The sequence below is a fragment of the Vibrio sabulosilitoris genome, from assembly GCF_055391395.1.
Genome location: NZ_AP029599.1, coordinates 1,572,179 through 1,597,987, shown reverse-complemented (window position 1 = coordinate 1,597,987; position 25,809 = coordinate 1,572,179). Strand labels below are relative to the sequence as shown.

Annotated in this window: 26 protein-coding genes; 9 read left to right on the top strand and 17 right to left on the bottom strand. The window is 46.6% G+C overall.

The features are described 5' to 3' along the window. Positions 1-258 precede the first annotated feature (258 nt). The 7 genes from ACZ5R2_RS07640 to ACZ5R2_RS07610 all read right to left on the bottom strand — a co-directional run bounded on the left by ACZ5R2_RS07640 (position 259) and on the right by ACZ5R2_RS07610 (position 8,221). A complete protein-coding gene (locus tag ACZ5R2_RS07640) occupies positions 259-1,272 on the bottom strand; it encodes a Gfo/Idh/MocA family protein (protein WP_464901698.1) in 1,014 nt (337 codons plus the stop codon). Positions 1,273-1,541: 269 nt separating this feature from the next. Then, positions 1,542-2,807, bottom strand: coding sequence for a LamG domain-containing protein (locus ACZ5R2_RS07635; RefSeq protein WP_464901697.1), 1,266 nt, complete (start codon positions 2,805-2,807; stop codon positions 1,542-1,544). Positions 2,808-3,297: 490 nt separating this feature from the next. Then, complete coding sequence (locus ACZ5R2_RS07630; RefSeq protein WP_464901696.1) at positions 3,298-4,014, bottom strand: class I SAM-dependent methyltransferase; 717 nt, start codon at positions 4,012-4,014, stop codon at positions 3,298-3,300. 213 nt (positions 4,015-4,227) lie between these two features. Further along, complete coding sequence (locus ACZ5R2_RS07625; RefSeq protein WP_464901695.1) at positions 4,228-4,680, bottom strand: methyltransferase family protein; 453 nt, start codon at positions 4,678-4,680, stop codon at positions 4,228-4,230. Positions 4,681-4,820: 140 nt separating this feature from the next. Continuing rightward, entirely contained in the window at positions 4,821-5,594 is a 774-nt protein-coding gene (locus tag ACZ5R2_RS07620; protein ID WP_464901694.1) for a carbon-nitrogen hydrolase family protein, read from the bottom strand. Positions 5,595-5,731: 137 nt separating this feature from the next. Next, positions 5,732-7,627, bottom strand: coding sequence for a response regulator (locus ACZ5R2_RS07615; protein WP_464901693.1), 1,896 nt, complete (start codon positions 7,625-7,627; stop codon positions 5,732-5,734). Positions 7,628-7,651: 24 nt separating this feature from the next. After that, complete coding sequence (locus ACZ5R2_RS07610) at positions 7,652-8,221, bottom strand: CHASE3 domain-containing protein (protein WP_464901692.1); 570 nt, start codon at positions 8,219-8,221, stop codon at positions 7,652-7,654. Positions 8,222-8,454: 233 nt separating this feature from the next. Between ACZ5R2_RS07610 and ACZ5R2_RS07605 the strand changes: the two genes are divergently transcribed. Further along, the gene (locus ACZ5R2_RS07605) at positions 8,455-8,604 is read left to right on the top strand and encodes a hypothetical protein (RefSeq protein ID WP_464901691.1); all 150 of its coding nucleotides are present in this window, start codon (positions 8,455-8,457) and stop codon (positions 8,602-8,604) included. Positions 8,605-8,675: 71 nt separating this feature from the next. Here ACZ5R2_RS07605 and ACZ5R2_RS07600 read toward each other — a convergent pair whose 3' ends face one another. Continuing rightward, positions 8,676-9,119, bottom strand: coding sequence for a YcgN family cysteine cluster protein (locus tag ACZ5R2_RS07600; protein WP_438473579.1), 444 nt, complete (start codon positions 9,117-9,119; stop codon positions 8,676-8,678). 259 nt (positions 9,120-9,378) lie between these two features. On the opposite strand from ACZ5R2_RS07600, the gene ACZ5R2_RS07595 reads away from it, so the two are divergent. After that, on the top strand, positions 9,379-9,609 hold the full coding sequence (locus ACZ5R2_RS07595; protein WP_464901690.1) for a YkgJ family cysteine cluster protein: 231 nt from the start codon (positions 9,379-9,381) through the stop codon (positions 9,607-9,609). Between the two features lie 159 nt (positions 9,610-9,768). Further along, on the top strand, positions 9,769-10,461 hold the full coding sequence (gene aqpZ / locus ACZ5R2_RS07590; protein WP_464901689.1) for an aquaporin Z: 693 nt from the start codon (positions 9,769-9,771) through the stop codon (positions 10,459-10,461). A gap of 152 nt (positions 10,462-10,613) precedes the next feature. Here the strand turns inward: aqpZ and ACZ5R2_RS07585 are convergent, their stop codons facing one another. Next, complete coding sequence (locus ACZ5R2_RS07585) at positions 10,614-11,918, bottom strand: inosine/guanosine kinase (protein WP_464901688.1); 1,305 nt, start codon at positions 11,916-11,918, stop codon at positions 10,614-10,616. A 255-nt stretch (positions 11,919-12,173) separates the two neighbouring features. Here ACZ5R2_RS07585 and mnmA point away from each other — a divergent pair, with 255 nt between their 5' ends. From mnmA to purB, 3 genes are all read left to right on the top strand, one after another. Then, on the top strand, positions 12,174-13,295 hold the full coding sequence (mnmA, locus tag ACZ5R2_RS07580) for a tRNA 2-thiouridine(34) synthase MnmA (protein ID WP_464901687.1): 1,122 nt from the start codon (positions 12,174-12,176) through the stop codon (positions 13,293-13,295). A gap of 85 nt (positions 13,296-13,380) precedes the next feature. Continuing rightward, a complete protein-coding gene (hflD, locus tag ACZ5R2_RS07575; RefSeq protein ID WP_438473583.1) occupies positions 13,381-13,998 on the top strand; it encodes a high frequency lysogenization protein HflD in 618 nt (205 codons plus the stop codon). A 41-nt stretch (positions 13,999-14,039) separates the two neighbouring features. After that, the gene (gene purB, locus ACZ5R2_RS07570) at positions 14,040-15,410 is read left to right on the top strand and encodes an adenylosuccinate lyase (RefSeq protein ID WP_438473584.1); all 1,371 of its coding nucleotides are present in this window, start codon (positions 14,040-14,042) and stop codon (positions 15,408-15,410) included. 245 nt (positions 15,411-15,655) lie between these two features. Here the strand turns inward: purB and ACZ5R2_RS07565 are convergent, their stop codons facing one another. The 4 genes from ACZ5R2_RS07565 to cydH all read right to left on the bottom strand — a co-directional run bounded on the left by ACZ5R2_RS07565 (position 15,656) and on the right by cydH (position 19,457). After that, positions 15,656-16,666 carry a chemotaxis protein CheV gene (locus tag ACZ5R2_RS07565; protein WP_464901686.1) on the bottom strand — a complete coding sequence of 337 codons (1,011 nt, stop codon included), beginning with the start codon at positions 16,664-16,666 and terminating at the stop codon, positions 15,656-15,658. Positions 16,667-16,798: 132 nt separating this feature from the next. After that, positions 16,799-18,016: a sugar metabolism global transcriptional regulator Mlc gene (gene mlc, locus ACZ5R2_RS07560; RefSeq protein ID WP_464901685.1), complete on the bottom strand. Its 1,218-nt coding sequence runs from the start codon at positions 18,014-18,016 to the stop codon at positions 16,799-16,801. A 175-nt stretch (positions 18,017-18,191) separates the two neighbouring features. Next, positions 18,192-19,355: a patatin-like phospholipase family protein gene (locus ACZ5R2_RS07555; RefSeq protein ID WP_464901684.1), complete on the bottom strand. Its 1,164-nt coding sequence runs from the start codon at positions 19,353-19,355 to the stop codon at positions 18,192-18,194. A gap of 9 nt (positions 19,356-19,364) precedes the next feature. After that, entirely contained in the window at positions 19,365-19,457 is a 93-nt protein-coding gene (gene cydH / locus ACZ5R2_RS07550; protein WP_438460765.1) for a cytochrome bd-I oxidase subunit CydH, read from the bottom strand. A 147-nt stretch (positions 19,458-19,604) separates the two neighbouring features. Between cydH and ACZ5R2_RS07545 the strand changes: the two genes are divergently transcribed. Together ACZ5R2_RS07545 and ACZ5R2_RS07540 are read left to right on the top strand one after the other, a co-directional pair. After that, entirely contained in the window at positions 19,605-20,213 is a 609-nt protein-coding gene (locus ACZ5R2_RS07545) for a porin family protein (protein WP_464901683.1), read from the top strand. 97 nt (positions 20,214-20,310) lie between these two features. Next, on the top strand, positions 20,311-20,793 hold the full coding sequence (locus tag ACZ5R2_RS07540; RefSeq protein WP_464901682.1) for a LabA-like NYN domain-containing protein: 483 nt from the start codon (positions 20,311-20,313) through the stop codon (positions 20,791-20,793). On the opposite strand, the gene ACZ5R2_RS07535 is transcribed toward ACZ5R2_RS07540, so the two are convergent. The 4 genes from ACZ5R2_RS07535 to ACZ5R2_RS07520 all read right to left on the bottom strand — a co-directional run bounded on the left by ACZ5R2_RS07535 (position 20,768) and on the right by ACZ5R2_RS07520 (position 24,431). Beyond that, a complete protein-coding gene (locus ACZ5R2_RS07535) occupies positions 20,768-20,950 on the bottom strand; it encodes a DUF2986 domain-containing protein (protein WP_464901681.1) in 183 nt (60 codons plus the stop codon). The two genes, ACZ5R2_RS07540 and ACZ5R2_RS07535, sit on opposite strands and share 26 nt — an antisense overlap. Positions 20,951-21,059: 109 nt before the next feature. Further along, positions 21,060-22,004, bottom strand: coding sequence for a glutathione S-transferase family protein (locus tag ACZ5R2_RS07530; protein ID WP_464902334.1), 945 nt, complete (start codon positions 22,002-22,004; stop codon positions 21,060-21,062). A gap of 560 nt (positions 22,005-22,564) precedes the next feature. Continuing rightward, the gene (locus ACZ5R2_RS07525; protein ID WP_464919432.1) at positions 22,565-23,761 is read right to left on the bottom strand and encodes a hypothetical protein; all 1,197 of its coding nucleotides are present in this window, start codon (positions 23,759-23,761) and stop codon (positions 22,565-22,567) included. Then, on the bottom strand, positions 23,751-24,431 hold the full coding sequence (locus ACZ5R2_RS07520; RefSeq protein ID WP_464901679.1) for a hypothetical protein: 681 nt from the start codon (positions 24,429-24,431) through the stop codon (positions 23,751-23,753). The genes ACZ5R2_RS07525 and ACZ5R2_RS07520 overlap by 11 nt, the downstream gene beginning before the upstream one ends. 362 nt (positions 24,432-24,793) lie before the next feature. On the opposite strand from ACZ5R2_RS07520, the gene ACZ5R2_RS07515 reads away from it, so the two are divergent. Continuing rightward, the gene (locus ACZ5R2_RS07515) at positions 24,794-25,741 is read left to right on the top strand and encodes an IS30 family transposase (RefSeq protein ID WP_464901678.1); all 948 of its coding nucleotides are present in this window, start codon (positions 24,794-24,796) and stop codon (positions 25,739-25,741) included. The last annotated feature ends 68 nt before the right edge of the window (positions 25,742-25,809 follow it).

Genomic DNA, 25,809 nt, shown 5'->3' with positions numbered 1-25,809 from the left:
TATATGATGTTTGGCTAGAGTCATCGATTCGCTCCTCTTTCAGCATCAAACTTACAGCGAGACAACTTAAAAAACTGACACTCCTTTTTGGTCAACCTTATCAATCTTGGACGATAATCGGTGATTTATATACCCAAGTGACCTTAAACTCATTAGTAAGCTATGGTTAGGATACAAATCACCTACCAGGCAAACTCGGAGGGGATATCAAGGGACCTGTAATACCCCACCGAAAAGACGATTTGTTCTTATAACTTATCAGCGGCTTGGGGATGCTGAGTAAACTAAATAGTCAAAGCCATTCTCGACTAAAGACTCTTCCATAATGGAAATAACTTGTCGACTCGTTTCTTTGCGTATCACGTCCGAATAGTTAATCTTGTTTAGAATCAGCGAAGATATATGCTCAATCTCGTATTCAAACCCACCACCACTAACAAGCGTTGAAATTTGCGTTTGCTGGCCTTTAAATGATATGTCGATTGTTTTCGGGTTCCACCATTTGTTATGGATAACAATTTCTAGCTCTGGTCCTCGAATAATCGCATCACGTTTTAGATTACGCGTGATCGAAGCGCAAATTTCACCTTTTATCTGACCATCAAATCTAAACACAACGTTTTCATCTACTTCACTTTGGCAGTTATCCTTTATGTACTCGACCGTTGGCTTCGGCACAGGGATATTGCTGAGTTGGCATAAATCAGCGTATAGCCAAAGGCCATATACGCCAACATCTAAAGTCGCACCACCACATAGTTTTGGATTAAATAAGTGCCAATCACTATCAAACTCATGCCAACTACCAAAGGAAGCTTCTATAGCGTTAATTTCCACGTTCTTTTCTTTTATGAACTGCTTCAAAGCTTGATATGCTGGAAATACGACCGTTTTCATTGCTTCCGCCAAAAGCAAACCTTTTTCTCTAGCAAGAGTCGACATAGCATCCCAATCTTTTAAGTTAGTGAAGGCTGGTTTCTCGACTAAAACATGCTTTCCATGGCTTAAAAATAATTCAACCAAGCTTTTATGGAATGGGTGAATAGTCGCAATATAGACAATATCTACATTAGGGTCGTTTGCTAGCTCTGTGTACGAACCATAGCTTCGTTGGCACTCATATTGGCTTGCAAAACTATCCGCTCTCTGTCTATTTCGCGCTGCGACAGCATAGAGCTCTGCATTTTCAACCTGCATCCTCAGATCTGTAACAAAGCGATGTGCAATTTTACCCAGCCCTGCAACACCCCAGCGTGCTTTCTTATTGTTCAATTTGTTTTCCTTTGATATTTGCTATGAGGAAATCTTACCATTGCATATACAAACTAATGAACAGATAAATAGCGTACATCTGAATAATATAGTCAATCCAAAATATCCAAGTCAGAGAACCATTTTATTTTTCACGTATCGCCCTGTGAGCCTAACATGACACGACGCTGGTCGAATGAAAATGCCTTAATCCCCCCCTTTCTGCAAAACCCATCAAAAACCAGTATCGGACGATACTGGTTTTTGTTAACGAGTAAGACTAGATGTGGTTAGCCAGCCACTGGCTTGTAGGTACGGATCCAATCAACCAGCATGGTATTTTTATTCGGATCTTCCAAGTCTGCATCAGTAGGATCAAAGGTCCACCAACTTTGCAGCTCCATATTAATAATGATGTCTGCTGCTTTGTTAAAGCCCTGACCATTTTGGTAGTCGTAAGGGTCAATCACCGATACGCTCGATGCCTCGCTGGCTCCTTTCAGCTTAGCAAATTCAAAGTCATCGCCTAGGCCTGAGGTAGCGTGGATAGCCACTGCCTGATAGCCCCACTCATCGTTGTGGATATCGTTGTTTTCATCCAGCGTGGGGTAGCTGTAAGTCCAGGCACCATTAATTTTGGTAGCGAAGGCCTTATTGTAGAGCACCCGCACCAGCTCTCCATTCACAAAGTACTCAAAGTGATAAGGGTTAATCCAGTTCACACCCACTTGGATATACTGACGATTACCGCCATTCCAGTTATGCTCGCCCCAGCTAGCATACTTACCCTGATCCCCAACTTCACTGTCGTCTTTCCACCAGCTGTTCACATCACGAGGTTGGTAGTCGGTGAACGGGTCGCGGATAAACGAGTGGTGACTCAAGTGGATAAATTTTGAAAAGTAGTCATTACCATTATCAGCGCCGGCATAGGCTTCCAAGATATCTATTTCTTGAGTGTCATCAGGCGTAAGCAGCCATACCGCAGAAGCCATAGAAAGATCGGCCAAGCTCATGCTTGCCTCGACAAACACTGGGTACTCTACACTGCCATTTGAGGCAATACAGCCCGCAAAAATTCCGCCCAGTTCACGACCTTGCTTGGGATCTTCTGGGTTGCGAGAGTTCACCAAGGTCAGCTTGCCATCAGCCACCGATACATGGTCTTCCCGCCAATAGGTCGCGCCAGGGCCGTCCCAATCGTTATGGTAAAAGTTGTACCATTGATCGCGTGCACCAAAATCAACTCGCTCTTCAGTTGCTTCGAAGACGTAGTCAAAATGGTCAGTAAAGTCAGGTTGCTCAACCCACGTAGCACCCTCGCCCGCGTTAGCTGGGATCGGCAGATTGGCCACATCGCCAGGATCCAAGCCCTCAGCGGCGTAACCAAGACGAGAGTAGGTAGTCAACTCAGTACGACTATTTGGGTCTGCTGGTGGGACGGCAACACCGCCTTCAACACCACCATCAACACCACCATCATCACCCTCACTGCTACTTGAACCGCAGCCAAACAGACTAAGCATCAAAATAGATAGTGTAAACGTTTTCTTCATGGTTCCCTCATTTCACAGATCAAAAGAAAGGCCAAGCTGGCCTATATTGTTGATTCAAAAATATATTAGCTTGCAAATATTCCATTCACATATAAACAATGTGATGAACTGTGAACTAATCCACTCAATGGTGTATACGTTTTCACTTTCTCCAGCCGATATCTCACTTTTTAGAGCCAGCCATCTCGTCAGTCGCATAAAGTTATCAACATAAAAGTTCGTTATAGAGGAAACCGTCGATACAGCGTGCTCTCTAAACTGTAAGACAAGGGTGCACCGGCGAGTGATTTGCACCAGCAACTTTGGAGATGTCATTAGGGGTGGTTGTCTGGAGGGTCAAAGTCGAACAAGCCAAATATAGCATCACGAGTAGCTTGGATTTGTTTTCAATACCCACTTACTCTGCTCAATTGCGATACCTGAGGCTGAGCATTCGAATTGATATTCTGATGTTCAGCCAACGTGCTATCTAGATATGTTTTTTCAGACTTTAACTCTTCTGACACTTGATAAAGATGAAGTTAGGGTTATTAGCGAGGTATTTGTAGGTTTCACTATCCATAACTCTCACTTTTTCATCTACCTCACCCTCTGAAATTTGCGTAATTGCTAGACCATTTTGCGTTAAGGCATTAGTGATCTCGGTTAATGAGCGGCGGTAGAATTGGACTTGCACGGACTTACCCACTGTGTCCCACTCTTGCTGAACTAATTCGCGCTCAAAATAATTCCCTGACTTGGAGCACTCAAAATCTGCAAATGGATGGTGAGTAGAGAATACAAATAAGCCACCAGTTTTAAGGATACGATGGACATCACCAAAAAGCAGGGTGAGATCTTCAAGATAATGAACCATGAGAGGTGAGATAACTAAGTCTGCACTTGCATCAGTTTCATTTGGTAGGCCCTTTGACAGGTCCTGCACATAAGCATCGACTCTGTTACTGACTCCAGCGAGTTGAGCTTTTCTTGCCACCAGTTGAACCATCTCTTTGGCATAGTCAATGCAAGTTACTTTCGCAGCACCTTGTGCAAGCAGGTATTGAGCGTAAACCCCTGAGCCACAACCCAGATCGACCACATTGAGGTTTACCAATGGCGGTAGCATTGATTGAAGTGTTGGACGTTCCAAGTTTGCATTGTAAATGTTGTCTTGAATGACCTCGTCATACTCACTAGCAAATGTCGAGTACATATCTGATTTCATTGTATTTTTCCTCTTTAGCATCAATAGGAGTAAAAATTGGGCGGGGATTATACAAGAAAAAATCAGCCATAACACCGATTAATATGTAAGCAATGCCTATTTTTACCTACCCGAAATAGCGAAGAATTTATAGTCACTTTGATTCAGATAAATGAGGCCAATGTTTTGTGGTGTCCTACAACTGATAATCTTAACTGAAAGGGATGAGGTAGCTTACAACCAACGGCGTACCTTTTGCTTATATTCTAAATACTCTAAGCCAAACATTTGCTCTAAGGCTCTTTCTTCCGGTTTTATTTGAAACATCGTCATATAGACGATGAACACCGGAGTTATGAGTAGCGTGAGCATGCCTCCTGCAAACACGCTACAGCCGAAGATAAACACCGCAAACCCAAGATACATTGGGTTTCGTGTGTAACGATATAAACCTGTCTGCACCAAGCTTGCTGAGCACTCGGGTGTCATTGGATTCACCGTGGTTTGGTAACGTTTAAACTCCCAAACGCCCAAAATACATATAACCCCTGAAGTCATGCTGGTTAAAATCCATAGAATAGACCGAAGGCTGAAAGGCAAAAAGGCCCCCATTTCTCCATCATTGATGAACCAGATTAAGAGCAAGCAAATCGCCACTAACACTATAGGTGGCACTTTAAGTTCCATAGACTTCACACTTTCCCCTCACTGGTTAACTGACCATCGGCCTGATTTCTAACTTAATGCCATTGGGCGTCCTAGGTCAAATGAAGTCAACACGACTTGTACCGGATAAATACCCAAACACAAAAAGTGGTATTTCTGTGCTAGCTCGAGCATTTCGTTTGCTGCAATGGCTGAAATTTCCCATCGTAGACTTTATTGCTGGAGATTGTACAAATCGTTATACCCTCTTGGCTTTGACTAGCTTGGATAACGCTATCGCCGTTACGATCCCAAACACTACATTGTCCGGCTGTACTCCAGCCCCCAGTTTCTCCGACAAAATTAGATAACAGCACCGGCATATTGATCTTACTCGCAATGCCTGACAGCAAATTACTATCAAAGGCGAATCCAGTTTGTGAAATCAAGGCACTAACAAGATAGACATCGGCGTGAGAGGCTTTCGCCTCTTGATAATGGCGGGGCTCGGTAAAATCGGCGCAAACCGCGAGCGCAAACTTTATTTGGCCAATGGTAAAGCTGTAATTTTCATCGCCAGCAATACAGAACTCACTTTCCCCCTGGTGTAGGTACTGCTTTCGATAGTAAGCAATATCACCGCTTGGGTGAAAAATCACGGCACTGATATAAGGCTTTGCCTGACCACTTGCTAAGGGGCAGCCAGCGATGATCGTTAAACCATTGGCAACTGCAGTGTCAGAAAGCGCTTGAACTGGTGAAGATGATGGATTTATGGCTAACTCATTCAACCGCTCAAGCTCATAACCGGTTAATGATAGCTCAGGGAACACGATAATGTTTGCCCCTAAGCTTGCTGCACTAGCGCAGAAGGCTTTGTGCCTTTTTATGTTCTCTGAAATATTCCCTTTCACAGCACGGTATTGAACCAATGCCACCCTTACATCACTCTTCATTAGGCTTAACCACATTAATAAAAACAAACCGTTATACTAACATGCGCAGATTTATCACACATTACAAACCTCATTAGTGTCCACGTCTTGGTTAAAGGGTATTATCGCTTCTTTTTGACCATAAAGGTTAACCACACTTAATCATCAACACTTAATGCTCCCCCTTGGTCAATGGCATTGCCGATAAGCCACTTATTTAACGCCTCTTCAAGTGCTTTTTTATTAATAGGCTTCGTCAGATAATCATCCATACCCGCTGCAAGACACTTGTCCTTGTCGCCCTGCATCGCATTGGCTGTCATCGCAATCACTGGGATATCGTGGCGGATATTGGCATTGTCGGGGTTGCGTATTTCTCGTGTCGCCTCATAGCCATCCATCTCCGGCATTAAGCAGTCCATAAACACCAAGTCATAATCTACTTGGCTACGTAAGGCCGCTAACGCCTCGATACCGCTTTTGGCTTTATCAGACTTGATCCCATGCTTTGTTAATAGTGACTGTAATACGATCTGGTTAGTGGTAACGTCATCGACGATCAATACCCGCGCATCAAACTGAACTTTCTTACCTTGGGTCTCCTTGGTCACAAGGCTATTTGGAGGATGGCTGCTATCTAATCCTGATACCTTTTCAAGCACACAGAGTAAGTCTGCTTGCTGCATAGGCTTGGTGAGATAACCGCTAAAACCCGAGTTCTTTTGCAACTGGACCTCACCTCGCTGGGAAACAGAAGAGAACATTACCAGCTTAGTCTGCTGTAGGTTTTCCTGGGCTCGAATTCGCTTCGATAAGCCAATACCATCCATCTCAGGCATCTGATAGTCCAGTATTGCAATCGAGTATGCTTGGCCTTTTTCAGCCGCTAGCATCAACTTCTCAAGCGCCTGTTCACCGCTGGAAGCCAGGGTATGCGGGATCTGCCAGCGTTCTAGCAATTGTGTCATCAGATTAAGGTTAGTCTCGTTATCATCCACCACCAGCACACGCTGCTCTTTCAAGTTACCGCTGGGTAAATACACCACACTATCCTGATTTGAGTGTTCAAGGTTGATGGTAAACCAGAAGGTCGAGCCCTGCCCTATCGTGCTGGTAACGCCAATTTCGCCCCCCATCATCTCAGATAAAGTCTTACTGATGGCCAGCCCCAAGCCTGTCCCACCATACTTGCGTGTGGTCGAGCTATCCGCCTGAGAAAAGCGTGAGAATAACTTTCTTTGCTGCTCCTCACTGATGCCGATGCCAGTATCCGTTATCTCAAAGCGCACTAGGGTGTTGGTATCGCCTCGCGGTTCAAAACTGACAAAAACCGCCACCTCTCCCTGTTCAGTAAACTTGATCGCATTGTTAACTAGGTTGTTCAAGATCTGTCGAATACGACCTGGGTCTCCACGATAACAATGCCCTAACATTGGGGTCGCTGGGCAGATCAAATGGATCTCTTTCTGCTCAGCGGCAAAATAGAGCATTGCGCCAATATCCTCGACCAGCTCTGCAAGATCAAAATCGATCACCTCAAGGTCAATTTTGCCTGCTTCAATTTTTGAAAAATCAAGAATATCGTTGATGATCGATAGCAGCGACTCAGCACTGTTTTTTGCTGTCTCGGTCATACGTTGCTGCTGCTCATCGAGGGGAGTATCAAGCAGCAAATTAGTCATGCCGATCACACCATTCATCGGCGTGCGGATCTCATGGCTCATGGTAGAAAGAAACTCGGACTTAGCCAGCGCTGCAGCCTCGGCTCTCTCACTCTCCTCACGCAGCTTGTCGTTGTACTCGCGCATTTTGTGGTCACTTTCTACCAAACTCGATGCCATCTCTTTTAGCCCACGGGTTAGCTGCGCAATCTCATCGCGACCAAACTGATGGCGACTCGAGTTGAGCGTTCCAAGCCCCTGTTCTAATTGCCCAAGCGTAACCTGAAGGGTCGCGTCAAGCAGTAATCCTATCCGACGTTTAACTCGGTTTGATGCCCATATCGCAATGGCTAGTGCTATAACAGCAGTTAAGAAAGTACCTAGAAACAACACTAGCGTGGTTTGGTTAGCCGACCTTTATGATTGCGCGATCCTGATTGCGATTAATTCGCGCTCAATCTCTATAAAAGTGGCAATATGCTCGCGGATCTCGTCAACAATGGCTTTACCATTTTGCTCACGAACTAGGTCAATCACACTCTGCATTGGTTGTTGGCCATCGCGAACGGCGCGCCGCAGCGCTATCTCATTACGGCCAGCCTCTAACAGCCAGCGATCGTGCAAGTCATCTATCACCTTAAGTCGTTCTACTTGTGGTGGGTTATCACTAACCTGTACCGACAACGCCTGGATTTTTTCATCCCATAACCGCAATGATGTGTGATAAGGCTCGAGAAACACCTCCTCTCCGGTGATCAGAAAGCCTCGCTTGCCAGTCTCTTTATCAACGATAAGACTGAGCAACTCCTGCGCACGCGCAATGGCTTTATGGGTATGAGTCACCCAATCATTGTCTTCAACCATCGACTGAGTATTTTTGTGCACCGCGATCGACACCGTTAAGATCAAAAAGACTGGAATCGAGAAGCATGCCAAGATTTTGCTTCGGATTGATAGATCATCAAACCGACGACTAAATATAGACATAATATTCCTGTGGTTACTTTACTCATTAACAGGCAGTCTAGGACATAAGTCAGCGGTTTAAACCACTCCCCCCTCAGCACCAAGGTCACATTTAACCCACTGTTGTTGTGAAGCTTTTGATGCCTTTACGCACCCATGGTGCGACTCATATTGGCGAGCCTTAGGTTAAGGCACATAATGTTACACAAGACAGTGTCATTAATTACGACGACATCTATTTGGTAACGTATTGTTTGGATAGTTTGGTCAAAGACGGGGGTTATCAGCTAGAGGGTTTCGATGCTACATTCGATATGAGAGTTTACAAGCAAAACAAGATTGATGGCTGTCCAGTGGCTGGTGGTGGCGGGGCGAGTGCGAGTAGCGGCGGAACCGGTATTTAACGAGTGAGAGATAGCCAGCCTATTCATGTGAACGTCGCAGCCCGGCAAGTGGCGGGCTGCGTTAACCGAGGTTACTTTTTGAAATCCGCAGGTAGGTTTTGGATATGATCTTGCCAGTCCACCACATCAATCTCATACACCACTTTATTGCGTACGCTCTCACCAGCAGCATGCATTGCCGATTTTGACCCGGTGATCAAAGGATGCCATTCGGGCAAAGGCTTACCCTCTGCGAGCAGGCGATAAGCGCAGGTGTCTGGTAGCCAATGAAACTCATCAATCTTCTCACGAGTCAGCTTTAGACACTCCTCACCCGAGGTAAAGCGGTTCGGGTAATCCTTACACGCACACGTCTTACTATTAAGCCAACTACACGCCACATTGGTGTAGTAAACCTCATCGGTGTCCTCATCCATCAATTTGTGCAAGCAACACTTACCACAGCCATCACAAAGCGACTCCCACTCATCATCAGTCATCTCAGCTAAAGACTTTTGCTGCCAAAAATTTGCCATGCGGTGTTCCTACTTACTCAAATTCAAAAACGGCCTGCATATATATACGTTCACCGCTCAAAGTGCAAGCAACTCTGTCGTCACTACAAACTAATACTAGCAATATAAATGATATGCAGAGAGCTTCAACGATCTCCCCTGGCCTCTCGCAGCAACGCGATCCCGCCTCTCGCCTCTTTTTCGCAGGAAAAAGCTTCCCACAAGCAGAAAAATGACGATAATTGCCCTCCCGATTTATCCTGCGTGTGAGGTTTTAATTATGGAATGTCGTTTGGGTTGTGGCGCTTGTTGTATCGCCCCATCGATCAGTTCTCTCGGCAAGCCCGCCAATGTGCGCTGCGAGCATCTTGATGAGAACAATCTGTGCAAAATTTTTGGCCAGCCACAACGCCCACGTGTCTGTCATGAATTTAAAGCCGACAAAGACATTTGTGGAAAAACCAATACGCAGGCAATGGACAATCTTATCTACCTCGAAAAGGTTACCTAGTTTTTCGCCCACACTGGTGCCCCGTCTCAGCGTTGAGAGATATCCCTAACTAATCCTGCTATTTTGCCTTGTTGTTTGTTCCCCCTCACCGAATTGGTCAAATGTTGACTAGTTTGAAAAAGAACGGATTCATGACAAGTAAAATAAAAGGACTCAACGATGAACAAATACCTAGCAGAACTGATAGGAACATTTTGGCTCGTGCTTGGAGGATGTGGTAGTGCTGTGCTTGCCGCTGCATTCCCAGATGTTGGCATCGGCCTGCTTGGTGTCTCACTCGCCTTCGGCCTGACCGTGATCACCATGGCGTATGCCATCGGTCATATATCAGGCTGTCACCTAAACCCAGCTGTGACTATCGGCTTATGGAGCGGCGGGCGCTTTGCGACCAAAGATGTTGTGCCTTATATCATCTTTCAAGTGATTGGTGGCTTGCTCGCGGGTGGTGTGTTGTATGTCATCGCCTCAGGTCAAGAGGGCTTTGATGTGGTTTCATCCGGCTTCGCCTCCAATGGGTTTGGTGAGCACTCACCCGGCCAATACTCGATGCTGGCCGCCCTGGTGTGTGAGATTGTCATGACCATGATGTTCTTAATCATCATTATGGGAGCAACCGATGAGCGGGCACCCGCAGGATTTGCTCCTATCGCCATTGGCCTTGGCCTGACTCTTATCCACCTCATCAGCATCCCAGTAACCAATACCTCGGTTAACCCAGCACGCAGTACTGGCGTTGCCCTCTACGTCGGCGACTGGGCTTTGTCCCAACTGTGGCTATTCTGGGTTGCCCCAATCATTGGCGCTGTACTTGGGGCCATTATCTACCGCGTCATTGGCACCAAAGACGATTAAGCTAAACCATTTGAGGGCACTGGCAAGTGCTCCTCTACAGTTGCGCTAGAGACACAAAAAAAGCGAGTAATCGATCAACACGTGATCAACTACTCGCTCCTCGCAACCTGAGCTTCTTGAAACAAGGTGTACTCGCTCCCCGCCCCTGTGGTTTAACGCTCCCAGTACGCCTCTTCTAAGCTGTCTTCACGCTCAGGAAGACCTTTCGATAGGCGTGGTGAGTGCTGAGCTAGCACCTCATAGCTGGCACGGTTTGAGTACTTACAAACCTGAGAGAAAGACGAGTAAGTCAAGAAAGCATGGGCATGCTTGCTAGAGTTTGGCACGTTCTCGCGGTGGTATTTGTTGGCCGCCATATCATGCAGCAAGGCTGACAATGCTGCGTCACCAGCGCCATTGGTATTCTTGATCTTCTCTGGGCCACCCATATACGGTGCAATATGTGAGTAAACCTTGATTGGGTTATCACATAGATCCTTGGCTACCGGACGGCTAAACTCATAGCGGTTAAACTCAGCAATTGACCCCGGCAGCAGTGGCAGCGAGGTTTCACGCTTGCTCTCTTCTTCTGTATGACCGGCCATAAACAGACCAACTGGGCCTGCCGTGCACAGCACCAAATCAACCCACTCTAGGGTCTTGTCAGAGGCCGCTAGTGGATCAGCTTCACCCGTTAGTGCCTCAGCCTCATCTTCATTCATCGCAACAACGGTCACGTGGTCACGCAAAAACGCTTGCCAGTATTCTGGGTCATCTTGGATAACGAACTTGGTGCCAAGCGTTAACACTACTGGCACGTCGTACTTTTTCGCGTACTCGATTGCCTTCATTGTCGCCGCCGGCATTGGGTCACCTGATTTACAGCGCACCAAATAAGCCGTCAGCACTAGTGCAGAAGCCGTAGCAAAGATTTCTTCTGGAATGCTCTCAGGGTGAAGCTGGTTCATCTGACCTTCACTGATTGCAAACGTGCGCTCACCATCTTCAGTGATCAGAGTGAAACAGCGACCAATCGCACCATCCACACCTTGTAGGTGGTTGAGGTCCACTCGGCTCGAGGTGTTACATAGATAGCGGTAACCGTAGCTGCCAATTTTGATATCCTGGCTCATCACGCCAAGCAGCGTTGAGCGATCATCGGCAAGCACCGAGTAATTGTGCAGGGTGTTACCAATCGTGCCGCCTGCGTATTCGTTGGTGATTAGCCCAGATTGCTTAAGCTCGTTATACAGCGCCTCAGCGGTTTGATCATCAACCACCAAAGAGTGTCCCTTACTCAGGCCGTATTTCTCAATTAGGTCCGTGGTGACCTTAGCTTCAATATCAACCAAGGTTTGGTCAATACCGATAATGTGGGTACCCGCCATAGTCTTATCTTCTTGAGATTGACTGACTAGTGGGTCACGGGCGTGAACTGGAAAATAGTGCTTTGATTTGCGCTGGCCTGGAAATTTCATTTCGGGTCTGCTCTGGAAGTCGAAAAAACGGCAGTTTACTCCTCTGTGTGACGTACATCAATTAATCAAATCAACGCAAACGTTTGCTTTATTATTTTACTCAGTTACAATCCGCGTGCCTGAGCAAAAGACCCTGTTAAGGAGTGGTAGGGACAAGGCGAAATACAGGAGAATTGTGATTTCGATCTCGGAACTGTCACCCTGAAATAGTTTCTGTTAGAATCACCGTCCAGTTAAATCTAGTGGTGTTATGTAATGTCAGAAAACCGTTCTGCTAACAGCGATAAAAAAGTAATTGTCGGTATGTCCGGCGGTGTAGATTCGTCTGTTTCTGCCTACCTTTTGAAGCAACAAGGTTACCAGGTGGAAGGCCTGTTCATGAAGAACTGGGAAGAAGACGACAATGAAGAATACTGTACAGCTGCAGAAGACCTTGCCGATGCTCAGGCGGTCTGTGACAAGCTAGGTATTCACCTACACACCATCAACTTTGCTGCCGAGTACTGGGACAACGTGTTTGAGTACTTCCTTGCCGAATACAAAGCAGGTCGTACCCCGAACCCAGATATTCTATGTAACAAAGAAATCAAATTTAAAGCCTTCTTGGACTTTGCAGATGACGTGCTCGATGCTGACTACATTGCAATGGGTCACTACGTGCGTCGCTCATTCCCTGAGAATGGTGAAAAGCCGCAAATGCTGCGCGGCTTAGACGGCAACAAAGATCAAAGTTACTTCCTTTACACTCTGAGCAGCGACCAAGTGGCACGTAGCCTATTCCCGGTCGGTGATCTAGAGAAACCAGAAGTACGCCGTATTGCTGAAGAGCAAGACTTGATCACAGCTAAGAAGAAAGACTCGACCGGCATCTGTTTTATCGGTGAGCGCAAATTTACGGACTTCTTGTCTCGCTATTTGCCAGCGCAACCGGGTAAAATTGAAACGCCTGAGGGTAAAGAAATTGGTGAGCACCAAGGTCTGATGTACCACACGCTAGGTCAACGCAAAGGCCTACACATCGGTGGGCAAAAAGGCGGCGGTGGCAACGAAGATCCGTGGTATGTAGCAGGCAAAGATCTTGAGCGTAACGTACTGATTGCAGTACAGGGCGCCGATCATCCACTGCTTAAATCTAACGGCCTGGTTGCATCTCAACTGCATTGGGTTGACCGCAGCGCGATCACAGAGCCATTCAAGTGCTCAGTGAAAACACGCTACCGTCAAACCGACATCCCATGTACCGTGGTTCCTGTGGATGAGAACACCATCAAGGTGCTATTTGATGACCCACAAGTTGCTGTGACCCCAGGTCAATCAGCGGTGTTCTATCAAGGCGAGGTTTGTCTTGGTGGCGGCATCATCGAAGAGCGCATCTAAACCCATCGCTATCGCCAGCACAACTGGCGATAGCGGTTTGAGATTTTTGATTGTTAGCTAGTTAGTTTTTAAGGAGAAGTAAAACGTGGCACATGATCTATACGACCGCACGATTGCCTTTGCCGGTATCTGCCAAGCAGTATCCCTCGTCCAAGAAGTGGCTAAGAATGGGACCTGCGATTCCGCCGCGTTTGAAACTTCTCTAAAAGCGATCCTCAATGTTAACCCAAGCAGCACGCTTGGCGTTTACGGCCGCGAGTCAGACCTGCGTCTGGGTCTAGAGTGCCTGGTAAAGGGGATCGATAACTCGCCAGCGGGTAGCGAAATCACCCGTTATATCATCAGTTTGATGGCACTTGAGCGTAAACTGCATGCCCGTCGTGACTCAATGGCACAACTGGGCGACCGCTTGAGCATGCTTGAACGTCAACTCGATCATTATGACCTCTTCGATGAGCAGATGATCAGCAACCTCGCCAGCGTCTACCTGGATGTGATCAGCCCAATCGGTCCTCGTATCCAAGTGACCGGCACCCCAGCGGTCTTGCAACAGACCGGCACGCAGCAGCGTGTGCGTGCCCTGCTCCTTTCGGGAATTCGTAGCGCAGTGCTCTGGCGTCAAGTAGGCGGAAAACGCCGCCACCTAATTTTCAGTCGTAAGAAAATGGTTGAGCAAGCGCAAATCTTGCTCGCCCGTATGTAATCGACTAAACCTATCTTAACCTCAACACTCAGGAGAACAACATGGAACTGTCAGCACTGACTGCTGTTTCACCGGTAGATGGCCGTTACGGCAGTAAAACGATTGCGTTGCGTAGCATTTTTAGTGAGTTTGGCCTTCTAAAGTACCGCACTATCGTTGAAATCCGTTGGCTACAGAAGCTTGCGGCAACTGCAGAAATCGCAGAAGTACCTGCATTTAGCGCTGAAGCAAACCAATTCCTAGACGACGTAGCAGCAAACTTCAGCGAAGAAGACGCAGCGCGCATCAAAGAGATCGAGCGCACGACGAACCACGACGTGAAAGCGGTTGAGTACTTCCTGAAAGAGAAAGTTGCGGGCGTTCCTGAACTGCACGCAGTAAACGAATTCATTCACTTTGCATGTACTTCTGAAGACATCAACAACACGTCACACGCGCTAATGCTTAAAGAAGCACGCGAGACTGTGATTCTTCCAGAGATCAAGAACATCATCGATGCTATCAAAGCATTGGCGGTTGAGTACCGTGATATCCCGCTACTATCACGTACCCACGGTCAGCCAGCGTCTCCATCTACCATGGGTAAAGAGATGGCAAACGTTGCATACCGTATGGAACGTCAATACAAGCAGATTGAAGCAGTTGAGATTCTTGGTAAGATCAACGGCGCAGTAGGTAACTACAACGCACACCTATCCGCTTACCCTGAACTAGACTGGCACAAGTTCTCACAAGAGTTCATCACTGAATCTCTAGGTGTAACTTGGAACCCGTTCACCACTCAAATCGAACCACACGATTACATCGCTGAACTGTTCGATGCGATTGCACGCTTCAACACTATCCTGATCGACTTCGATCGCGACGTATGGGGTTACATCGCGCTAGGTCACTTCAAGCAGAAGACCATTGCTGGCGAGATCGGCTCTTCAACCATGCCGCACAAAGTTAACCCAATCGACTTTGAAAACTCTGAAGGTAACCTAGGTCTGGCAAACGCCGTATTTGGTCACCTAGCACAGAAGCTGCCTATCTCTCGCTGGCAGCGTGACCTAACCGACTCTACGGTTCTACGTAACCTAGGTGTGGGTGTGGGCTACGCGATCATCGCTTACACTTCAACGCTGAAAGGTATCAGCAAGCTAGAAGTGAACCGTGAAGCGCTACTGGCTGAGCTAGACCAAAACTGGGAAGTACTGGCTGAGCCTGTACAAACCGTGATGCGTCGCTACGGCATCGAGAAGCCATACGAGAAGCTAAAAGAGCTAACCCGCGGTAAGCGCGTAGACGGCGAAGCGATGCGTAACTTCATCGACGGCCTAGAGCTTCCAGAAGCTGAAAAAGTGCGTCTAAAACAGATGACACCAGCGAACTACATCGGTCAAGCGATTGAGCTGACTGACGAGTTGTAATCGGCTTCGAATACAACCTATTATTTGAGCCCGGCAATCGCTGGGCTTTTTTATTCCCCTTAGAAAAGAGGCGAGAGGCGAGAGGCGAGAGGCGAGAGGCGAGAGGCGAGAGGCGAGCGTGTCATGCTCCGCTGATAAAACAACTCTTTCACTCATGCTTAAGCAAAAGATTTTTTGAGTTCAATAGAAAAAGGCACCCTATTCTGGTGCCTTTCGTCGTTATTCGCTTAAGTCAGCGTGGATAATCACAGAAACCCTTTGTAATCCCCACGATCTCCACTCGATTCTCGCCTCTCGATTCTCGTCTCTGACCTTAAGACGTCACGCAGGCGCTGCTGAGCAGCATCAACAAGAAGGTCTGGTTGGAATTTTGAGATAAATAAATTACAACCAACTTTACGTACCATGGCCTCATTGAAGCTACCGCTCAATGACGTGTTTAGGGTGATAAACAAGTTCGCCATGCGTTTGTCGCTGCGGATTTCATGGGTAAGCTTGTAGCCATCCATTTCAGGCATCTCCGCGTCCGTGATCATCATCAGTAACTCGCGGCTCGGGTCTCGACCTTGGTCACACCACTGCGTCAAAAGTCTTAGAGCCTGTGCACCATCACAGCACTCAATGATCTCGATGCCGAGTTGAGATAGTGTCGCCTTGACCTGTGAGCGCGCGGTCGCCGAATCATCCACCACCAATACTTTTTGGCCTTGCATTGCCTCAGTCAGACTTAAATCCAACACCTCTGCTGAGATGGTTGCATCGTACTCGACTATCTCTGCGAGGACTTTTTCAACATCAATGATCTCGACAATTTGGCTTGTGCCATTGTCTTCAACCTGAGTAATAGCGGTCAGGTAGTTGTTTCGGCCAGTGGTTTTCGGTGGCGGCTGAATTTGGCTCCAAGCCGTATTGACGATATTGCGCACCTTGCCGACCAGAAACCCCTGTACTGAACGGTTGTACTCGGTAATGATCAGGTTTTGCTCGTCACAGCCAGAGTCCACAGAAGATGGGAAGCCAATTGCGGCCCGCAAATCAATCACGGGAACCGACTCTCCACGCAGTGAGGCCACCCCTTTGATATTATGGTGCGAACCGGGGAGTTGGGTCAGTTGAGGGACCTTAAGGACCTCTTTGACTTTGAAGACATTAATCGCAAAGAACTGGCGACTGTTGAGTTGAAAGAGCAATAGCTCAAGACGATTTTCACCCACCAAATTGGTGCGCTGATCAACGGTATTAAGAACTCCAGACATAAGTCTCTCTTAAAATCTTGTTAGGTTACATCCATTTACTGGTAACAATCTAACATGAACAAGAGAGCGGTGTTAAGTCACCGGTTGCAACACAGTGCGCTATGACGCGTTGTGGGCATGAGTTTGATGCAACTAGCCCTCAACCACAGTCATCAGCAACAGACCATCATAGAGCGCTTGCTTGATCAGCGCCGCCCCCGGCATGGTGGCTTGTTTGTAGAATCGCGACTCCACCACCTCAAGCTCGCGGTGATATGCGGGCAGCGTTTGGCTCTCGATACACTTTTGTATCGCTGGATAGAGGATATCCTTTGCCTGATTGATGGCACCGCCAATCAAAATTTTTTCGGGATTAAACAAGTTAATCACAATGGCAACAGCGGCGCCAAGATGCTGGCCGAGTTGCTCGACCACATCGATCGCCAGTTTATCGCCCTGCTCAGCGGCAGCGCAGATGCTCTCAACCGAAATCTCCTCGTCATGTTCAAGGATAGAGGCTTCACCAGCGGCGATTCGCTCTGTCGCCTGTTCGCGGATGGCTTGGGAACTCGCGACCGTCTCAAGGCAGCCTCGATTGCCACAATGACAGCGCTTACCCTCGGGATCGATCTGAATATGCCCCAGTTCACCAATGTTTCCGTGGCGCCCTTGCAACACACGGCCGTCAACAATAATCCCGGCCCCTAAACCATGATGGATAGAGATCAGCACCGAGTTATCATTATCTTGCGAGTGACCATAGAGCTTCTCGGCAAGTGCCCAGGCGCGTGTGTCATTGGCGATAAACACCGGCAGCCCCGTCACCTTGTAGATCTCAGGGCCAAGCGCGAGATTTTTGACGTTGTAGTGTGGCATATCCAGTATCACGCCCTGCTCTGAATTGACCGAGCCTGGTAAGGTGATTGCAATACTGGTGACGCGATCGAGTTGCTCTGCGTAGGTCTGAAAGAATTCGTCTATCTCGTGGAGCAGACGAGCCAGAACATCGTCTTGGTCAATCTCGTGAATATCGATTTTGGTATCGATTAACACCTCACCACCGAGTTCATGCAAGGCGATGGTCAGATAGCCTCGCCCAAGACGCATCGATAAAAACTGCCAACCCTCGTTATTGACTTGCAGTCCTACCGCCGGACGGCCACGGCTGGTCGCCTCTTGTACCGTGGTCTCATGGATCAGATGAGCCGCGATCAATTCGCGGGTGATTTTGGTGATACTCGCTGGCGCAAGCTCACTCTGTTTGGACAGGTCGATACGCGAGATCGGCCCCCTTTGGTCGATCAGCTTATACACACGGCCAGCGTTTATCTGTTTTATGTGGTCAATGTGCCCAGGATGAGCCGTGTACATAGTGAACTCCTAAATCAATAACCTAGCAATTTTTTTACTTTGCGAAGTAATTGTGAAGTAGTTTAGCACTCATGCGTGATAAAAGTCACAAACAGTGTGTAATGTTTGCGCGGGCAATCAACATTCAGGTTGAGAAGTTCGCGGCAACTTAGTCACAAAACAACGATCAAACCAATCATTTTAAAGCAAAATTATCCGAACCACTGGCTAATTTATTTGATCGCATAAAGATATCTACAAAGCGATAACCCGCATCTAAACCCAATTGATAGTCGTAGATTAGGTCCTCTTTATCGCTCATCAGGGCACTCGAGCGTAGAGGTTCAGCAGGCTTAATTTGAGCAACAAAACAATCATCGGGCGGGTTATTTAGGAACTGCTGGGTCAGAGAATAGGTTTGATAGTGAACCAAAAGCATGTCAGCAAAGCTGCTATCAAAGCGCTCTCCCAGTAGGTGACTTAGGCGATAAAGATCCTGCGCGCCAAACAGCCAACGACCACCGTTGAGTTGGGCACCACTGAGCCGTGCGCGCTTATCCCTAGCCCGGCGAACCTGCTTAATTTGGCCCACTTTATCGTTAAGAAAGCCGCTCCAAGTTTGCTTCCAACGCTCCACCTGCTGCTCCCAATGACCATCGGTTGGGGATTGCTTGAGAAAGGCTTGAGGCGCATGCATTTTCTCTGCTAGCTCAAACTCTTGCGATTCAGTGCGGATCACCACAATCATTCGAGCATTATTCCGCCAGGCTTGCTGGACCGGGATTGCCGCTGACACGCCACCATCATAGTAATCATGTGCCTGTACACTGACCGATGTCTTATACAAATACGGGATTGCGCAGGTCGCAAGCAAGACCTCAAACCAATTACCACCGAGCATGTTTAAGTAGCGATCCTTGAGAGTGTTAGCGCAGGTCACAGCAGCAAATGCTTTGCGCTCGCCGAGTACCTGACGGGCGAGATCAAGGTCTAGCTTGAGAGGAAAGTGCCTTAAGCGCTCGAATCCCCATTCTAGGTTGAGATAACGGTTTTGCTTGAGAAAGCCCAAAAGACTGAAAAACTCGTCATGGGTGGTCACATCAAGTAAAAACTGCCGACCTAGGGTGTGCTGTCGGCTGAGAAAGGCACATAGGTTCACTGCCCCTGCTGAGGTGCCATAAAACTCATCAAACGGGTCGAAGTCACTCATCAGAAAGGCATCAAGTACACCGGCGGTAAAAATGCCTCTCTGACCACCGCCTTGGGTAACCAGTGCTGTCTTGCCAAGACTGTAGCGCCCAAATCGCCCCTGACTCAGCTCACTGCTGAGATTGGAGACTGTGCCGAAATTGGCCCCCATGGGTAAACCTTAATTGGCGATCGCAACCACGCCAAAACCAATCAATACCGTAAAGATAACAGCAACGATCGCGATCGCAGCTCTAAGATCTTGATCCATCATTTTTGTTCCCCTTAAGTAAATTACATGCATACTAAATATATATGGCAGAACATTTATTGTTCAATAATACAGTGTAAGTTATTAACAGTTCTGATGTTATGTTCACAAATAAGATATAGCCTCTTTAATTACAGGGAAGCATGCACTATGAGTAATAACACCGCGAAGTCCTACTTATTCGCTCCTCTTCTTCTCATCCTTTTAGTGCATAGCACATCAGTGACAGCCGACGTCTATATCACGCCTTGGATTGGCTTTACCGGGGGCGGTAAAGTTATCGACGAACAAGACAATGAATACGACTTTAAACCCTCAGAGAGTTTTGCTGTTCAAATCGAAACCCCAATTAAAGCAGGAAGAATAGGCTTGTTTTACCACTACCAAGGTACTGAGGTTGAAAGCGTGGCATCGAGTGTTAGTGCTCACTATTTACATTTCCAAAGCGCTGCCTACTACCCGTTTAAGCCCAAACTTAATAGCTATCTAGGGATTGGTATTGGTGGCGGTTACACCAATGCACGCTGGGTAGACGACGAGTTTGGCTTGTCAGCCAGCCTATTTACCGGTCTTGAGGGTGAGATCGGAGCTAATTGGTATCTCAACGGTCAATTTCGCTGGCTTGGCACTGTGGTCGATAGCAGCTCAAGTGCAGCGTGTAATTTACCTAGCGGAGATACGGGTGATTGTATTATTCGTTATAAAGCGGATTGGATTAATCAGTTCTCAGCCAACGTTGGGATAACCTATCGTTTCTAAGCCGCGTTTTCTGGTAACGAGACTACAGATGCTGATCAAGGCTTTATCGATCGAGCGCCTTGAGTTACCCTAACCTCTTTTCTCTCTTGGGCTGATTATGGCAACCAAACGGACCGCGGCCATCTTTGTTGATGTGCAAAACATTTATTACACCACTCGCGAGGCCTTCGCGCGCAACTTTGATTACAATCAGCTGTGGGATCAAGTCTCATCTGACTACACTATCGACAGCGCTTACGCCTACGCTATTGCCAGTCGACAAGAGAAACAGCGCCAGTTCCACCACATCTTGCGTGGCATCGGCTTTGAGGTGAAACTCAAACCGCTGACGCAGCGCATGGACGGTAGCAGTAAAGGGGACTGGGATGTGGGTATTGCTTTAGATATCTATGAGAAGGCCAGTAGCGTGGATACCATCGTATTACTCTCTGGTGACGGTGACTTCGACGTGTTGGCTGAGCGGATCAAACAGCGCTTTGGCGTCGAAGTGGTGGTGTATAGCGTGCATTCCTTGACGGCCCAATCTCTGATTGATCAAGCCAGTCGCTACGTGGCTATTGAGAATCACCTGTTGTTGTAACTTCTGCCGCTTCAGCCATTGGCTCAACTTGCTCTTGCGCCATCTTTTCACGCTCGGCTTTTGAGATGTATTGTGGCTTATTGCTCTTATGCAGTTTGGCATTTTGCTTCTTCTGCTTGGTTTTTAAGATCTGGTTAATCTTCTTCTTGCGGTTCATTGTCGCCCCTCCAAAATTCGGGGCGAAGTATATACCTATAGCCAAGTGACCTCAATATGCAGGCTCAATAGCCTGTATATTAGCGCTTGGTGAAGTCGCCTCACAGCATTTAAAGCTGCTCTCGACCATGTGGTGAGAGCAGATCTAACTCAGGCCCGACAGGGACTACCTGAGTGGGATTTATACCAGTATGACTAAAATAGTAGTGTCGCTTGATATGCTCAAAGTTAGTGGTGAGCGCGACTTTACGATACTGATACAGCTCTTTCATGTAGCCATTAAGTGCAACGTAATCTTCGATGCGCTGCTTATTACATTTAAAATGACCAACATACACCGAGTCGAAGCGGATCAGAGTGGTAAACAATCGCCAATCCGCTTCGGTGATGTGCTCACCGACCAAATAACGCGACTCACCCAGGTGATGCTCAATGCGATCAAGCGCGGAAAACAACTGGTGATACGCCTCCTCATAGGCCGATTGAGTCGTGGCGAACCCACAGCGATAGACGCCATTGTTGATGTTGGGATAGATAAACTCATTCCAACTATCGATTTGCTCGCGCAGTGCCTGCGGATAATAATCGTCGTCATTTCCCGTCAAGCGATCGAACGCTGAATTGAACATACGAATGATCTCGGAGGACTCGTTACTAACAATAGTCTGAGTGTGCGTATCCCACAGCACCGGAACCGTTACACGTCCCGTGTAATCGCGCTTTGCGTGGGTATAAACCTGGTGTAAGAAGTTCGCGCTATGCAAAGGCTCGGGACAAGGAAACTGCCAGCCATCACTGAGCATATCTGGACTGACTATCGAGATATCGATATGTGGCTCGAGTCCCTTAAGCTGGCGGAAAATCAGTGTACGATGCGCCCAAGGACAAGCCAGTGACACATACAAATGATATCGCCCTGAGTCAGGCGTAAACTGTGCATCGGGCTCATCTCGAATCCAATCGCGGAACCCAGCATCCTCGCGAATAAACTTCCCACCACTATTGGCCGTGTCATACCACACATCATGCCAAACCCCATTGACCAGCTTACCCATACCATACTCCTCACGACCGCTGTAATGCATCTAACCTTGAGTATAAGAAACCATTACATAATTGATGCCCTAGAAGTTCCGATTAAGATATTCAAAAAAACTGACGGAAAACACAGGGGGCGAGGTGCCGGTACGGGCTTTCCCCTACGAGAGGCGAGGCATCTGTTGGTGTTGAGAGGTTTCATTCCCCCTGGAACAAGTATAACGCGCTACCCGTTCTGTCAAATACACGGTGACACAAATACATGGCGAGGGCGAGATTTGTCAGTGGACAATAAATTCTGGTTACACAAGTAAAGTGCCCAGTCAGTATTCTGCCTGTGTTCTGTTGCTGTTTCTTGACCATCCACAAAACCGTCACGATGCCAACCAGCAAGGTTCTGGACAAAAGCGTTTTATAGAATTTGCTAAATTATAAGATTACGGATTACTTTTATTATCGAAGATATACATATCGTACGACAGTAGTCTGAAGCCCAGCAGTCACTGGGCTTTTTGGTCTAGAACTATTTATATCTCAGGTAAGATTGTAGTACGTCAGTTGTTAGATGCTGAGACTACTAATTCACCTTATACATAAAACCCTTCAGTTTATTGCCTTTAACTTTTATATCAAACTGGCGAACTGGTTGTCGATAGGATAATGATCCACACTCAGCGCAGTAACTCTGACCCTTAGCTTCTGAATAGTTTGGAGTTTCTATTTTTGTAAATGCGTCTTCCTCCATCGGAAGCTTAAATAGGTCAATCACATAACTTACAGAAACGCGATAAGTACCTGTTTGTAAGTCTTGACACGCGATGTAATATTTCTCAGGACCTGTGCCATTACTTAAATCAGCATCTAATGTACCTTGGCCTTTAGGGTTGTCATAGTACACGTGAGTGCCTGACGGCTCTAAAACATGAAGATCAACGTCATCTTGATCGCGCCAAGTCAATATTGCTGAAAAGCCTCCCGTACCATGTTTCTCTGAATCAAAGTAAAGTCGTTCATATGTTTTTAACGTATCACTGATAATTTTATTCCTAGCTTCAGTTCCATTGTGCATATATGATTCAACAAAGCCATGGCCAGTGTAGTCACCATAATTGTAGCCTGAAAAGTTGTTTACATTTGGCTCTAATGAACCAGGAACACTTGCCATCACCAAGTCTTCGGTAATCGTGGTGTGTAGCCCACCACCAGGAACGTAAGATGCAGGGCTAGCGACAGCGACTATACCAAAACTTCTTTGTAAGTCTGCATCGATTAAATAATATGACTGATTTGCAAAAAAGTTACCCTGAGAGTGGGCGACAACTACAATTTTTCTGCCTTGATCTAACTCGTTAGTGTATTTTACTACATGTGACCTCACTATTTGGTTTATATTTGACTCTTCAATTCTTTTCTGTGCTATTCTCGCGAACTCTTTTTTTAGCTCTTCTGGCATAGGTTCAACGCCAGAAATGTATAACCACATTTTCGTCTCTTCAACATTAAGCTTTTGCTCAACAGCTTCAAAAAAGTCAAGAATACCGTTAGACGGATTAAAAATAGGTTTATAAAAAATCTGTCCCTCTAACTCAGTATCAACAGTTTTTTTTGTCAGCTCAGATTTCAGGGCTAGCAATGACTCTTTGGTTTTATTTACTGTCCCGAGGACTCCATTTGAATAGAATAAAGTAAGCCCAATAGGGCAAATATCTCTATCCTTTGCTATCCCATCAAAACTAAACAATAATCCACATAACACTGCTAGTCTATATTTCATCATCATCCACCAATAAACTATTAATATCGAAAGTACACAATTTGGAGTAATCATTTTCCGTGGTAGTAGAAATATCAGCCGTAGCTAGATGATTGTTAAAAGCTATATATGCCTTAGTTCTTTCTCTAGTGCTGAGAACTTTGGCCTCTAAAACCCTAATCGGTTTTGTGTCTCCTTGCAGAGCGAAGTAAGCACAATTCCATGCCAAGTCATATAGTTTGTAGTTTTCGATTGATTTGCTCTCAGAGTCTGACTGAGCCAATATTTTTTGATAAACTCTAGCCAGATCAATCATTGCTTCAGCAATTGCCTCTGATTCTGAAAACTGCCTAGCTATATATATTTGTATGTCATCTCGAACCCCATCTCCATCAGAGTCTACTCCTTGCACTGTTTCATCGTTTTCCTCACCTGGTTGTTCGGGCAATACTGCCAGTCGCCCCTCTGTAATATCCAACGATATATCGAGAGGCTCAGATATCTCTTCTTTTGGGTTGACAGAGATAACCCTCAACCTCCCAAAGTAGCTACCAATTAATTCATCATCTGGAATGTTAACTATAATATTTACACTGTAGTATTTGTTTGGCATTGGTTTTTTAATTACGCTAGGCGAGATAGAAATCCAATCTTTAATGGACTTACTGGCTCTTATCTTGATTTTATTCACAGAAGGTAAGTTACCTATGAGAATGTTTTGTTGGTACGATTTACCCTGCTGTAACTCTAGGTCTATGCCGGGGCTAGACCAATCAATGTCATTACTGGCAAAAGACGGAAAGGAACTTAGCAATGTTGTGCAACAAAGCAATAGTATTTTTGTAATTATTATCTCTTACGTTCAGTTTTAGTTAGTTGAGAATAGATGAAGCAACCCATTACTTCATGTAAATTTAGAATACAGTTCCATAATTCTACTTTATGAAACCCGATTTCAGATAATAAGTGCGACATTCATGGGAAGGTGTAGAAGAGGAAGCCAACTGCTGAAAGTGGTACGCTCTTCTCGCCAAAGAAACAAGCAGTACTACCATGAATTATCAGCAGTTGACCGAGGGCAGAAGATACCAGATTTCTGCTCTTTTGGAACGGGGAATTTCAGTTTCTGAAATCGCTAAAACAGTTCAATGCCATCGCTCGACGGTTTATCGAGAGCTAAAAAGAGGCCGTAAGAGCAATCATTACTGTCCAAGCACGGCACAGATGGTGTCCATCACCAGACGGAGAGCTGCACTAAAATACCGAATTCCAGAGGAACGTGTTGACTTTATTCGTCTTCTTCTAGAGGCGGATTGGAGTCCAGAGCAGATATCCAACGTCTTAACGAAAGCCGGCGCAGCAGTCAGCCATGAGTGGATTTATCGTTTTGTTGCTAGCGACAAGCGCTCAGGCGGTAAATTATATCGCCACTTGAGGCAAGGCCATAAGCGGTATCGTCGCGGTAAAAAAGAGAAAGCTCCTGCGATTAAGAATGCCGTTTCAATTGATGACAGACCAAGCATTGTTGACAGCAGAGAGCGGTTTGGTGACTGGGAAATTGACACTGTTCTAGGTAAGCATGGTACAGGCGCAATGGTAACTATTTTAGAGCGTAAGACCCGGTTTTACTTGGTAAAGAAAGTACCATCTAAGTCAGCCGATGACGTTACCCAGGCGACAATAGAGCTACTCATGCCTTACAAGGAGCATGTGCATACCATCACCGCGGACAACGGGCGAGAGTTTGCAGGTCATGAAACTATCGCAAAAGAGTTGGAGGCAGATGTGTACTTTGCTCATCCCTATAGCTCTTGGGAGCGAGGTGCTAATGAGAATGCGAACGGCCTTTTGAGGCAATATGTGAAGAAAGGAACCGATCTATCGACGGTGACGGACATTGATATAGAGTTTGCTTTATCGCGGATAAATTATCGACCAAGAAAGTGTTTAGGCTTCAAACAGCCAGCCATTGTATTTACCAAAATGGCTTTAGCTGCTTGATATTGGAGAGTGTCGCACTTCGCAGTTGAATTCGGGAACAATCAACATATGCATTATCAAGAATGATT

Bases quoted from the DNA above. Each gene is read 5' to 3' on its own strand.
- mnmA (WP_464901687.1), top strand. From the start codon at position 12,174: ATGTCAGAAAACCGTTCTGCTAACAGCGATAAAAAAGTAATTGTCGGT.
- purB (WP_438473584.1), top strand. From the start codon at position 14,040: ATGGAACTGTCAGCACTGACTGCTGTTTCACCGGTAGATGGCCGTTAC.
- ACZ5R2_RS07635 (WP_464901697.1), bottom strand. From the start codon at position 2,807: ATGAAGAAAACGTTTACACTATCTATTTTGATGCTTAGTCTGTTTGGC.
- ACZ5R2_RS07630 (WP_464901696.1), bottom strand. From the start codon at position 4,014: ATGAAATCAGATATGTACTCGACATTTGCTAGTGAGTATGACGAGGTC.
- aqpZ (WP_464901689.1), top strand. From the start codon at position 9,769: ATGAACAAATACCTAGCAGAACTGATAGGAACATTTTGGCTCGTGCTT.
- ACZ5R2_RS07600 (WP_438473579.1), bottom strand. From the start codon at position 9,119: ATGGCAAATTTTTGGCAGCAAAAGTCTTTAGCTGAGATGACTGATGAT.
- ACZ5R2_RS07625 (WP_464901695.1), bottom strand. From the start codon at position 4,680: ATGGAACTTAAAGTGCCACCTATAGTGTTAGTGGCGATTTGCTTGCTC.
- ACZ5R2_RS07535 (WP_464901681.1), bottom strand. From the start codon at position 20,950: ATGAACCGCAAGAAGAAGATTAACCAGATCTTAAAAACCAAGCAGAAG.
- ACZ5R2_RS07515 (WP_464901678.1), top strand. From the start codon at position 24,794: ATGAATTATCAGCAGTTGACCGAGGGCAGAAGATACCAGATTTCTGCT.
- ACZ5R2_RS07530 (WP_464902334.1), bottom strand. From the start codon at position 22,004: ATGGGTAAGCTGGTCAATGGGGTTTGGCATGATGTGTGGTATGACACG.
- ACZ5R2_RS07555 (WP_464901684.1), bottom strand. From the start codon at position 19,355: ATGGGGGCCAATTTCGGCACAGTCTCCAATCTCAGCAGTGAGCTGAGT.
- ACZ5R2_RS07620 (WP_464901694.1), bottom strand. From the start codon at position 5,594: ATGAAGAGTGATGTAAGGGTGGCATTGGTTCAATACCGTGCTGTGAAA.
- ACZ5R2_RS07525 (WP_464919432.1), bottom strand. From the start codon at position 23,761: ATGAAATATAGACTAGCAGTGTTATGTGGATTATTGTTTAGTTTTGAT.
- cydH (WP_438460765.1), bottom strand. From the start codon at position 19,457: ATGATGGATCAAGATCTTAGAGCTGCGATCGCGATCGTTGCTGTTATC.
- ACZ5R2_RS07540 (WP_464901682.1), top strand. From the start codon at position 20,311: ATGGCAACCAAACGGACCGCGGCCATCTTTGTTGATGTGCAAAACATT.
- ACZ5R2_RS07545 (WP_464901683.1), top strand. From the start codon at position 19,605: ATGAGTAATAACACCGCGAAGTCCTACTTATTCGCTCCTCTTCTTCTC.
- ACZ5R2_RS07595 (WP_464901690.1), top strand. From the start codon at position 9,379: ATGGAATGTCGTTTGGGTTGTGGCGCTTGTTGTATCGCCCCATCGATC.
- mlc (WP_464901685.1), bottom strand. From the start codon at position 18,016: ATGTACACGGCTCATCCTGGGCACATTGACCACATAAAACAGATAAAC.
- ACZ5R2_RS07585 (WP_464901688.1), bottom strand. From the start codon at position 11,918: ATGAAATTTCCAGGCCAGCGCAAATCAAAGCACTATTTTCCAGTTCAC.
- ACZ5R2_RS07610 (WP_464901692.1), bottom strand. From the start codon at position 8,221: ATGTCTATATTTAGTCGTCGGTTTGATGATCTATCAATCCGAAGCAAA.
- ACZ5R2_RS07565 (WP_464901686.1), bottom strand. From the start codon at position 16,666: ATGTCTGGAGTTCTTAATACCGTTGATCAGCGCACCAATTTGGTGGGT.